Annotated in this window: 8 protein-coding genes; 3 read left to right on the top strand and 5 right to left on the bottom strand. The window is 44.0% G+C overall.

Annotation, left to right across the window (positions count from 1 at the left end):
- Positions 1-94: 94 nt before the first annotated feature.
- Entirely contained in the window at positions 95-1042 is a 948-nt protein-coding gene (locus tag ACN6KS_RS24635) for a serine hydrolase domain-containing protein (protein ID WP_440962442.1), read from the bottom strand.
- A 171-nt stretch (positions 1043-1213) separates the two neighbouring features.
- Here ACN6KS_RS24635 and ACN6KS_RS24630 point away from each other — a divergent pair, with 171 nt between their 5' ends.
- A complete protein-coding gene (locus tag ACN6KS_RS24630; RefSeq protein ID WP_440960699.1) occupies positions 1214-3580 on the top strand; it encodes a YcdB/YcdC domain-containing protein in 2367 nt (788 codons plus the stop codon).
- A gap of 484 nt (positions 3581-4064) precedes the next feature.
- Here ACN6KS_RS24630 and ACN6KS_RS24625 read toward each other — a convergent pair whose 3' ends face one another.
- The 4 genes from ACN6KS_RS24625 to ACN6KS_RS24610 all read right to left on the bottom strand — a co-directional run bounded on the left by ACN6KS_RS24625 (position 4065) and on the right by ACN6KS_RS24610 (position 8610).
- On the bottom strand, positions 4065-4886 hold the full coding sequence (locus ACN6KS_RS24625) for a TerC family protein (RefSeq protein WP_094874432.1): 822 nt from the start codon (positions 4884-4886) through the stop codon (positions 4065-4067).
- 351 nt (positions 4887-5237) lie between these two features.
- A complete protein-coding gene (locus ACN6KS_RS24620) occupies positions 5238-6128 on the bottom strand; it encodes a carbohydrate ABC transporter permease (protein ID WP_094874433.1) in 891 nt (296 codons plus the stop codon).
- A 25-nt stretch (positions 6129-6153) separates the two neighbouring features.
- Positions 6154-7038: a carbohydrate ABC transporter permease gene (locus ACN6KS_RS24615; RefSeq protein WP_042130723.1), complete on the bottom strand. Its 885-nt coding sequence runs from the start codon at positions 7036-7038 to the stop codon at positions 6154-6156.
- 207 nt (positions 7039-7245) lie between these two features.
- Positions 7246-8610, bottom strand: coding sequence for an ABC transporter substrate-binding protein (locus ACN6KS_RS24610; protein ID WP_094874434.1), 1365 nt, complete (start codon positions 8608-8610; stop codon positions 7246-7248).
- 350 nt (positions 8611-8960) lie between these two features.
- On the opposite strand from ACN6KS_RS24610, the gene ACN6KS_RS24605 reads away from it, so the two are divergent.
- Positions 8961-10775, top strand: coding sequence for a sensor histidine kinase (locus tag ACN6KS_RS24605; RefSeq protein ID WP_094874329.1), 1815 nt, complete (start codon positions 8961-8963; stop codon positions 10773-10775).
- A complete protein-coding gene (locus ACN6KS_RS24600; RefSeq protein WP_341135597.1) occupies positions 10776-12425 on the top strand; it encodes a response regulator in 1650 nt (549 codons plus the stop codon).
- Positions 12426-12446: the final 21 nt, after the last annotated feature.

Here is a 12446-nt window from a genome sequence, read left to right as displayed (position 1 = left end):
TTGTGCCGAAGCTGAATAAGAAAACAAGAAGGAAGCCGATCCGTGTGATCGGCTTCCTTCTTGTATGATGGGAGTGGACGGTATTCCCTTGTTTTTATCGCCCAAGAAGCGTTGGCACGATAAATCGGCCGAACACATTAGCTGGTGAGCCTTTCTTGTATTTATCCGCAGTAATGACTGCAACCAGCTCATAGGATGGTACCACAATAATGTGCTGGCCCATGAAGCCAAGCGCAAAATAATAAGGGATCTCATTCGGCTGCTGCTCTGTACCTGCATTGAATGAGGATACCCACCAGTGCCAGCCATAGAAGCCCTTCTGTGGTAGCGTAGCTGCAACATAAGGGTGAGTGGACTTCTGAACGGTATCCGAATGAATGAGCTGCTGATCCCTCCAGCGCCCTTCTTGCAAATAAAGGAGACCGAATTTGAGCATATCCTCAGGCATCATATAAAGGCCAAATCCACCAGTATGTATGCCTTGCGGATCACAGTCCCAGCGATAGCTTTCGATACCAAGCGGCTGAAATAGCTGATCTTCAGCAAATGCTGCAACGTCTTGTCCAGAACATTCCCGCAGGATAGCGGATAAGAGCTGAGAGCATCCAGAGTTATAGTTCATCTCAGTGCCTGGCGTATGAGATAGCGGCTGGGCGAGCACAAACTTTATCCAGTCTGCGTTTCTGGTCATATTCGGAAAGGAATTCTGCCCCCCAAATTCTGTCCAGTTAAAGCCTGCTGTCATTGTTAATAAGTGATGGATAGTGATTTCTCTTTTTCGTTGATCTTGATCCTCTTTTAATGGAGGGAAGAATACAGAAATAGGTGTATCAGGTGGTGGAACGATTTGTTTATCTATGGCAATGCTGACAAGGGCGGCGAGCACGCTTTTAGTGCATGAGTTAATTTTGCCTAGCTCTGTAGCGATTTCAGGCTCGCGATAATGCTCCAATATCGTTTCTCCATGTTGAACGATTAGACAACTGCGAATTTCTAGGCCAGTAATGCCGTCTATAAGCGGCTGAAGGTTCCAGTCAGTAATGTGAGTGGCCCCCTTTCATAGATGAGTTTGAGCTGTAGCTGCCTACCATTATAGCTTATAGAGCATACATTACATAAACCATGTAATTTCCTGTCGTTAATTAAATATGGAAAATATAAGTAATTATCTGTATAATGTTATGAATCACGTGTTAGAGGAGGATGAATTCTTTTGAAAAGCAATAACACTCACTTTGTTCATCAGACAGCTAAAACGGTATTGATTACTTCTGTCGCCATCGCATTATTGTTACCTCCAAGCTTGGCCGCAGCCGATTCTACATCTGTTAGTAGCAACACTACGGTAACACAAGTTAGCGCACAAGCACCGGTGACTACAACGAACTCCGAGGCAGATCTTACAAAAGTGAAATTCACACAGGAGCAAGCGGTTGCGAAGCTAAGAGAGCTATTCCCAGCCCTAAAGGATGCAACGGTAAACAATGTTCAACTGGGATCTAACCAAAGCTACCCCCCTCCAGCAAATCAAATGATCTGGAATATTCAGTGGCAGATACAAGAGGGGAATATGGGATATGGCTTTAGCAGTGAGGTAGATGCCATTAATGGAGATATCATCAGTACGTATATTTCATACCCTCGTGAGAATAACGAATCCTATTATCCACCGAAAGTATCCCAGACTCAGGCACTGGAGATCGCCAAGGCTTTTGTGGCTAAGGCAGCCGCATCGGTTAAGAGCAGTGATCTGCAATTAAATGAGGATGCCGGTTATAATTATTTTTCGAACTCTTTATTCGGTCCTGTTCAATACAGCTATTACTTCAGTGTCATGAAGAATGGTCTGCCTTCTGGATCGGATAACATTAACATAGCCGTGGACGGCAACGGTAATGTAATTCAATTCTCTAAGTCTTCTCAAGGGCTTGAGTACCCTTCTGCACAGCCCAAGATTACCTTGGAGCAAGCACAGAAGCAATTTGCGGAACAGTTTGATATAGGCCTTTTTTACATTCCTATTTATAAGAACGGAAAACCTAACAACTGGATTTTAGGCTGGCGCCCAGTGGATCAGTCTCTATATCCTATCGATGCATTGACCGGCAAGAGAATAGATTATGAAGGAAAAGAATCCGTATCCACCCCAGTCGTGTATTCAGATGTAGCAAAAGGTAAGGATGTCTTTCAAGCAAGAACATCAACTACAGAGCTAACTGCAAAAGAAGCGGAACAGCTTGTAAAGAAGGTTGCTTATATTCCAGCAGATCGTAAATTGATCTCACAAAGCTTGAGAAGTGACTTCCAGCAAACAGATCGGAAGATCTGGCAGTTATCCTGGGGTAGTAGTGGAAATGAACGTTTCATTGGTGCTGGCTTTCCAGAACAATCCTCTGCTGAGATTGATGCAAAGACTGGTGAAATATTACAGTATCAGATTCAAACTTATGGTGCTACTCAGGATAAGAAGAAGGAAGAGCCGGCTCCTGCTGGAGGAAAGAAGCTTAGTGAGGCTGAAGCTAAGACTAAAGTACTTAGTATAATTAATAGCCTGTATCCTCAGGCGAGCCAGAAACTAAAGCTTGTAGAAGATGGAGATAACTCAAGCGTGACTTCAGACGGATCAGGATTTAGATATCAGTTTATTAGATATCATCAAGGGATTCCTGTGAGTGACAGTAACCTTACGGTTAGCTTGGATCTTTACGGCAGACTGATTTCTTACATGGGGAATCGGATAGACGGTATCGATGATATCACATTATCGCCTGAGGCTACCATTTCCAAGAAGGAAGCGCTCGAAAGTTATAAACCTAAATATCAGACTAAGCTAAGATACACTCAGGTTGGTGGATACTATAGTTATAATAGCAATGCGGTGCCAAAGGTGAAACTGGTATATGATACAGCCTTTGATGAATCTAATGGAATGTATCAGGTTTTAGATGCAGCCACTGGAAAATGGGTAGCAGTCTTTGATTACCTCGGTCAGCAAGATGCTCAAATATCTGCAACGGATATCAAAGGTCATGCAGCAGAACAACCATTATCAGAATTAGTAAAATATCATGTGATTACTCCGGATGCCGATGGTAAAGTAAACCCGGATCAAGAAATAACCGTTGGCGATTGGTTAACTTACCTTGCCAAGGCTTCTAATCCGAATTTCAGCAATTATAATAGTAATAATGAACGAAAAACTGTGGCAGGTGTGAAGCCTGAGAATTCATATTATGATGTTGTTACTTATGCAGCAGATCGTAAGTGGATCAACAAGGATCAAAGCCTGCAAATTGATAGTAAGTTAACTCGGGAACAGCTGGCTGTTCAGTTAGCTAATTTTTTGAAATACAACAAACTCACAGCCTATCTTGATAAAGATGTAACGGTAAGTCAGTTCAGTGATAGTGCATCTATAAACAATAAGGGAGCAGTGGCTCTTGTTGTGAAATTGGGACTGTTAAAGGATGACAATGGCAAGTTCAATCCGCAGCAGACGGTAACGAAGGCGCAGGCCGCTACGGTGATCATGAAGCTAGTGGAGCTGCAAGGAAAGACGGATCAGCTGATTGGTCAATAAGGGTTAAAAAGACTGGCCAGGGAGCGATTCTCCGATTATTGGAGAATCGCTCCCTGGTTTTTTTAGTTTGAGGTGGCTGGCTGAGGACATGGCTACTTGATAGAACGTAGCTTTCGGTAACCCCTCTCCTTTAACGCCGAATCTTGCTGGAGTAAGCGAGATAACTGCATTATGTGCAGCTAATTCTTATGTAAGAAGAGAATTGTGTATTTAACTGCATTCTCTGCAACTAAGAACTGGAGAATCTACCTCTAGGGGAGAAAATCAAAAAAATAGTTGTACCAAATACAATTATATCCAATGGCGGAGGGTTTCGAAGAATTATAGATGTACAAAATGCAGTTAAACGCTTCTACACTTCTCTTTCGTCGGTTGCACTCCACAAGAATATCGAGAGCAAAATAGGAGTTAAAAGAAAATAACCCGAAAGACTAACACCTAAAGGGTGTATCTTTCGGGTTATTTATTTGTGATTCAAATAGGATTAATGAAGTTGTTTATCTACTTCTTTAATTGGATTCTCGTTAGCGTTCTCTTCAACCTTGCTACTCATAAACCAACCAATTGCAGCGATGAGTACGAGCACAACATAGAAGGTGAGCTTCCACCAAGTACTATGTGCGAAATCTTCGGAAAGAACACCAAGTGAAGGGTGTGCCAATGTAATGACTGCCAGCTTAACTCCGACCCAACCTACGATGAAGAAGGCTGCAATTTCAAGACCTGGACGGGTGTGGAGTAATTTAACGAAGAAGGTAGCTGCGAAACGCATGATGACAAGTCCGATAAATCCACCGGCAAAGATGACGAGGAATTGACCGCCGTCAAGTCCACCGATTTTTGGAAGGCCACTTGCAGGAAGAGCAACCGCCAGGGCAACTGCTGCAAGAATGGAATCGACCGCGAAGGCGATGTCAGCAACTTCTACTTTAAATACAGTAAACCAGAAGCTGGATTTCTTTTTGTTGACTGCAGCTCCAGTACCGCTTTCAGCTGCTTCATCCGTAACAGGCTTCTTGAACAATAGTTTTCGGAAGATATGGTTCCCTGCGATAAACAATAAATAAATCGCGCCGATGGCTTGTACTTGCCAGATATCAACCAGGTAAGAGATGACAAATAGTGAACCGAAACGGAACACGAAGGCTCCGGCTAATCCGTAAAATAGTGCTTTCTTTCTTTCCTCATCAGGAAGGTGCTTTACCATAATTGCCAATACTAATGCGTTATCTGCGGCTAGTAGTCCTTCAAGTGCTACAAGAACGAGTAATACCCAGCCATATTCTAATATTAATCCCCAATCCATTACTGTTGTCCTCCCTTTTCTAATGCAAATATCTACTAAAAGATACTTACTATACCATTTTAACCAATTTTATATAAAAAAGACCTTTACCAAACAGATTAGCCTTTGGAATAAAGGTCTAACCTGATTGGTAAAGGTCTCGCTAACAATGTTGAATTGCCAATAAAGCCGGAGAATATCCTCATATTCTCGTATTGACGACTTTATTTAACAGCTACTCCCCTTTACGGGATATATTAAATTTTTAATTTAATTCGTTGTGTTTTTGCCTAAGGAGATCATATACGAGTTGAAAGTTAATGTCAATAAAATCTTGGAGGAGTAAAGCTAGAGTTCTCCACGCTTTTTGTGTTAGCCCTTAACCGCCCCAGCCGTAATTCCCTTAGTCATCTGTTCTGTAAAGAGCAGATAGATCAGGATGGTTGGGATCGCAATGATCGTCATAACAGCGAACTGAGCACCGTAGTTGGACGAGTATTCTCCAGCGAATTTCATAATGGAGAATGGAATGGTTTTGAGATCCTCCGAGGTGAGGAAGGTGTTCGCCATAATAAATTCATTCCAAGTGCTGATGAAATTGAGTACACAGATGGTAGCTAGTGCGGGTTTCGTAATAGGGAAGATGATGCGGAAGATCACACCGTAAATGCCGCAGCCATCGATAACCGCCGACTCTTCAATCGCACGAGGGATGGTCTCTAGAAATCCAGTCATGATGAGCACACTCATGGGGATAACAATAGCAGAATAAGGCAGAATCAGTGTGTACATATTGTTCAGCATTCCGAGCTTGTTAAACAGGATAAAGTTCGGCAGCAGTGTCGCGTGAATGGGAATGATCATACCCATCATGATAAGTGACAGCACGATACCGCTTAGCTTCCATTTCATACGGGTGAACGCATACCCCATCATCAATGACACTAATGCGGACAGCATAACGGTAATTACTGTAATGATAAGACTGTTGGCAAAGTAGCGTGGTACACGCCCATAGGTAAACGCGTTTCTATAATTCTCCCATTGCGGGGGGGATGGCCATTTCAGAAAAGAGCTTCCGAAGAAATCACCACTTTTTAGCAGGGAGTAATCGATCAGCCAGATGAGCGGAAATAACTGAATCAAAGCAATGAGACAAAGAAACACCATCATTAGGATTTTGCCAGTAGTAGGTTTACTGCGCTTCTGTTTATGAAGCTTCAGATTGGGGGGCGAAGCGGCAGGTGCTAATGAATTATTCATATGATTTCCTCCGGTTACAGGGATTCTAAAACTCTCCGATATCTTTCTTCAGAACCTTGTTGAGTATTACGGTCAGTACAAGGCAGAACACAATAAATAGGATGGATATGGCATTACCGTAGCCGTATAGCGATGATGAGAAGGCGGTTTTGTAAAGGTAGTTCCCTAAGAATTGCGTGCTGTTCGCCGGGCCGCCGTTGGTCATTAAGAACACGGTTTCCATTTGCTTAAGACAGGTTGTTACCGCGATGATAATGGCAACTCGCATCATAGGCGATAGAAGCGGTATGATAATGCGTGTGTAGAGGGTATAGTTGTTTGCGCCATCGATTTTTGCGGCTTCGCTTAGATCACTTGGAATGCCTTGCAGACCTGAATAATATAGCAGCAGCGCGTATCCAAAACCTTGCCACATAACAACAATGATGATGCACCAGATTGCTGTCTTCGGATCTCCAAGCCAATCATGTGTGAGTGAATCCAGCCCGACACCACTTAGCAACTTGTTGAGCAATCCGTAATTGGGGTGAAAAATCCCGCTCCACAGCTTGGCTGTAACCACAACAGAAATTACTGCGGGGATAAAAAAGATCGTCCGGAATATTTTTTCGTATTTACCGGAATTGGTCAGGAATATCCCTATGAGAATGGCAAAGGGATGCTGCAAGAATACAGTGGCAGCGGTGAGCAACAGGGCATTGCCCAGCGAAGTCCAAAATACTTTGTCATGGAATAGGATTTCGCGATAGTTATCAAAGCCGATAAAATTGTACTTGCCGATCCCACCCCAGTCCGTAGAGCCGTAATAAGCACTCATGAAGATAGGGATGCAAATCATAAAAGCAAACAGGAATAGCCCGGGTGCGATGAGCAGGAATATCGCTTTTTTGTCGCTTAACACTCTGTGCATGGAAATCTCCGTCCTTTGAAAGAGTAATCTATCTACTACCATCGTAACGGGTAGCTAGCCCATGGAACATGCCGTATATTTCAGATGATTGTACACATTTTTTCGAAAACAAACCCCCGGCCTCTGGGGAGAGTCGGGGGTTGTACGCTACTATTTATGATGTTAATTTAGAAGCGCCGTAATCCATGTACTTACTAGTATTAGAGCTTATTTACCAGCCAATTTATCGGACGCAGCGTCAAGCGCTTTGGCGAATTCAGCTGTATTCATAGCGCCGGAGAGCAGGCTTTGGTGAGCCTCCATTACCTTTTGCTTGAACTCGTCGTTACCAATATCCTGTAGCGGGGTTCCGCTAGAAGAGGTCATCGAGCTGAAGACATCCACTAGTTCTTTTTGGAGCTGAGTTTCATTACCAGTTAAGAATTCATCGAATTTTTGCGCAGGTGTACCCGCGCCAGCTTGCCATAACATCTTGGACCAGTTCTCAGGAGCGAAGAAATACTTCAAGAAATCAACAGCAGCTTCAGGATGCTTGGAGTTTTTACTTACTGCATATCCACCACCGTACCAAGCAGCATCATCCGTGGATTTACCTTTATCTGAACCAGGGAAAGCGAATGCGCCTACATTATTGCGGAATTCTTCAGAGAAGTTCACATCTGTAGCCAGGCCAGACTCCCAAGCGCCCATAAAGAACATAGCGGCTTGTCCTTGTCCGAACAAGTTACGCGCTGCGCCGTAATCGGCGGTCAGCCAGCCGTCGGCAAAACCTTTAGCATTTGCGAAATCTTGCATTTCAGTTGCAGCTGCAACAAGGCTAGGATCATTAAAGGATATTTTACGGGCAACAGCTTCATCCATCTTATTAAAATCACCATTTTGTCGTTGAGCAACAAACTCATACCAGATTGGCAGTGTCCATGCATCCATACCATTCATAGCGATAGGGTTAATCTTGTTGGCACGCAATGTTTTAACAGCTGCGAGCAGGTCAGCGGTAGTCTTCGGAACCTCGATGCCGTTGTCAGCAAAGATTTTCTTGTTATAGAACATGACCATATAGTCGGCACTACGTGGCAATCCGTACAGTTTGCCATCTTTGCTGAAGCCGTCCATGGAACCGGAAACAAACTGATCACCTTCGAAGTCAGCGCTGTTCAGTTCAAGCAGTAAGTCATTATCGAGCAGAGGACTCAGGAAAGAAGGCTGGCCCCAAGCTTGAATGATATCAGGCATCTGATTACTGGAAGCATATACTTTAATTTTTGATTTATAAGGTTCATCTTGAAGCGCTTCCACTTCTATCTTGACGTTAGGGTGCTCTTTCATATAAGCGTCGATAATGTCTTGCTCCACCTTGCCTGAACCGTTTGCCCGATCCGCAAGTGCGGTGAAGAACTTCAGTGTAATTTTTTCGGCTGGTGCGTTCGTTGTTGCCTCGGCAGTAGCTTCGGCTTTGTCATTTGCAGGAGCATTTGTAGCTTTCGCGTTGTTATTTCCGCCACCACAGCCTGCAAGCAGAGCTGGAAGCATTAGACTCATAAGCATTAGCTTGATTCCTTTACTTTTCATCAAAAACCCACCTTTTTAGAATGATGTATTTTGAAGAAACGATTGTTATCCATCCAGGAAGACGACAACGTCGTTTCTTCTTGAAATATAAGAAAGTATAAGTTTCACGCTATACATTATCCTTATATTTCTCGCATAAACGCTTACCGTCTATAAGAGACGTCCGAAGGCGTTTTTGCTTGCATCCTCATCTTAAGAGTTTCTGGCAAATAGAAACATGGTTCATATTTAAGAATGATGTAGGCATTTTTTAGCGAATGTAAAAAGCCGGTTCAGGGTGTAATAATTTCAGTTATACTTGGTTTACACATCATTTTCTATATGTAAGAACTTATAACAAGGTGGTTCTCATGAATCGAAACTTTCGCTTAGTCAGCCGTTATCGCCATCTTCCGCTCCAATTTAAGCTGTTGTTATGGTTCGTCCCCCTGCTTCTGGTGACCATATTCGCTATGGGCTGGAACTCGTATCAGATCTCTTCACAGCAGGTTGTGGAGAAAATGAAACAGTCACAGGATCATCTTACCAAAAAAACAGCAGAGCAGATCGATGAGATGGTGCGAGGCATGATATCTTTTTCGAATACACTCTTTCTGGATGAAAGTGTGCAGCGGCTCTTAGCATCGTCTGAAGCACAAAAGGAACGTAATTCTGTATTTAAGACCGTTACCAATCTTATGGTTGCAGGCAATTCTATACAATCTCTAATTCTGTATTCTTTAGACGATAACAACGGAGCAGAGCCTTTTGCTGCGAATCAGGCAGGATTGACGACAGGGATGAAGTTCTCGGATTTTATCAAAACCTCGTATTATAAAGAAGCTATTCAAGCAGCAGGCAGCCCAACCTTTGGACTATCCAGGCCGACTGACGGCATTTTTGTAGGGGATCATTATCATAAGATTGTGCTTTCCAGAATCATCAAGAATATTTACACATTAAAGCCGGCAGGACTCGCTGTGATCGGTGTGGATGCAGGGAAGATTGGTAGCCAATATCTCGACAATGCTGAAGATGATGTAGATATGTTCGTGATTGACCGGGACGGGCTGATCATTACGGCTTCGAATCCGGGCTGGATTGGCAAAAGAGATCTGGAACTTCCGTATTTTGCGGACAGCGATCCTAAGCTGACTGTGAAAAAAAGGCTGGAATCTACAGCGGATCATAAACAGTGGATTGTGTCACATCTGCAATCGGAGACGACAGGCTGGTATGTGGTGGTGGCTCATTCCAAGCGGCAGCTTGTTAAAGAGCTCGGTCAGATTTTACAGGTCACGATGACGATCGCTGTTCTGTGTTTAGTAGTTAGTCTAATGGTTACTTGGCTGGCAGCTGCCGCGATCACGAAACCACTGAAGAAGCTTTCCCGTTCGATGCGCAGACTGCAGACAGGTGATTTTACGCAGCGGGTATTTTTTGAAGGAAATGACGAGATCGGCTTACTCGGGCATGGTTATAATCTAATGGTACAGCGGATTAAATCGCTCATCAACGATGTATACGCGTCAAGAATGAAGCAGCAGGAGGCAGAGTTGAAAACGCTTCAAGCTCAAATCAGGCCTCACTTTTTATATAACACGTTAAATACAATCTGTTGGGAAGCGGAGAAGAAGGGAGATAAAGAAATTGCCGATATGGTGTATTCTCTATCTCAAGTGTTCCGACTGAGCTTAAATGATGGACGTGATACGTTTACTTTGGAACAGGAAGTGGAGCTGGTATCCAATTACTTGTTCCTGCAGAAAAATCGCTTTAAGGAGCGTTTTGAATTCGAAATTTCTTTGGATGAGAGTATCAAGGACTTCACAGTACCGAAGCTGCTGCTGCAGCCACTAGCCGAGAACGCAGTGATTCACGGGATTGAGCCGCTGTCTGGAAGTGGACTAATATCCGTTCGCGCTTACCGTATAGAGAAGACTATTGTGCTTGAGGTACAGGATAATGGTGTAGGGATCACGGCAGATAGACTTCTAGAGCTACATCAACGTTTAGCGAGGGGGAATTCTTTACCTGAGGAAGACAATGTAGGACGCACAGGATTTGCGCTCATGAATGTGCAGGAACGACTGGCCTTATTTTTTGCAGGAGCCTCTTTACAACTAGAGAGTGTAGAAGGAGCAGGCACACGTATTATTATTCATATCACTGTGGAGGGTCCATAAATGATGAAGCTGCTGATTGCTGAAGACGAAGATACGATCCGTGAGGGCATTGTAAATATGATTGATTGGAAGTCTCATCAAATTGAGGTCATGGGCGAGGCGGGGAATGGAAGTGAAGCACTGGCTCTTATGGAGAATGAACAGCCCGATCTTTTGTTAACGGATATTCGTATGCCACAAATGGGTGGTCTCGAGCTGATTGAAGTCGCACGGCGCAGAGGTTACGGATTCCGGTCCATTATTTTATCGGGATATAACGAGTTCTCTTATGCGAAGCAAGCAATCGCCCTAGGTGTTGTTGATTATGTACTGAAGCCCTGCCGTCCTGAGGAAATTCTGAAGACGGTATTGAAGGCCAAGGAACTTATTGAAAGACAACGAAATCAGGAGGATGAACAGCTTAAAAGAGATCGTTCCTGGCATAAAAATGCACCGCTTGTTAAAAGTCAGGTTCTATCCCAGTGGATTTACCATCCACCGGTTCCGCTAGAACGGCGACAAGAGCTGATCGGAGAGTTATCTATGGCGATTGGTTCAGAAGGGCCGCAGATTGGTCTTGTCAGATTCGATTTTGACTCGCCTTCCACTGGAGGTACGGGACAGGATTTCGTACTTATTCGTTACGCAGCGTTAAATATTATCAGTGAGACATTGTCACCGATCTATAGAGGAAAGATTGAGACTTTTCATGACGGCAATAATTTGCTCTGGATTGGCAGCGGCATAGCCGGAACGGATCCTCGCAAGCCTTACCGAGCGCCCCTTCAGTTGAAGGAGCAGATTGAGCAGCTGCAAAGTAATCTGGAGAAATACCTCAAACTGTCGATCAGTATTGCCGTTGGCTCCTGTCGCTTGAATATTTCCGAAGCTCATCTGTCTTATAAAGAAGCGCTTCAGGCCATGGAATCCCGCTTTCTGAACGGAAAAGGCGGGGTCTATTTCTATACAGAAGGAACGGGCGTTGTAGGTGGGGGTCCACAGGAAATCGGGATATTAGATGATCCTGAATTACATGTGCTGGAGGATGAGATGCTTGTGGCGGTTGGTGCTGGGAGCAATGAGCTGGCACTCGATCTGCTGGAGAAATGGCTGGATCGTTTTCGCGGCAACCCGGGATGTCTCAAGCAAGAGGTGAATATCCGGGCAACTGCTTTTGTAGTTCGATTAAAGAGACTTGCGCAAGAGAAACAAGTTGCTGGCTTCGAATGGAAGCAGCATTTGGTCAATTGGATGGAGCAGGCTCCACAGATAGAGACGTTGGAAGAATTGTCTACGATTTTGAATAAGGTTATGCAGAACGTGGTGGAGGCCTTTTCCAAACATCGTCCGCTGCATCGCACAGTAGTCACTGCCATGGAGATCATCCGCAATAAATATAATACCAATCTGACACTAGAGTATGTCGCGAAGGAAGCCTATGTTTCTAATACTTATTTAAGTTCGCTATTCCGTCAGGAGCTTGGTGTGAATTTTCTCGATTACTTGCATCAATACCGGGTAGAAGAAGCGAAAAAGCTGCTCCGCCAAAATCTAAAGATGTACGCCGTTGCAAAGTTGGTAGGGTACGGTGAAGAGCGTCACTTCAGTGCTACGTTTAAAAAATGGACTGGACTTACACCTTCACAATATCAAAAGGGATTAGGGAAGTAGGGGGAATTTGTTATCTACTAG

The sequence above is a fragment of the Paenibacillus nitricinens genome, assembly GCF_052056485.1.
Lineage (GTDB): Bacteria > Bacillota > Bacilli > Paenibacillales > Paenibacillaceae > Paenibacillus_AQ > Paenibacillus_AQ nitricinens.
Note: the sequence above shows the minus strand (reverse complement) of the source record. Positions and strands in the feature narration are given on the sequence as shown.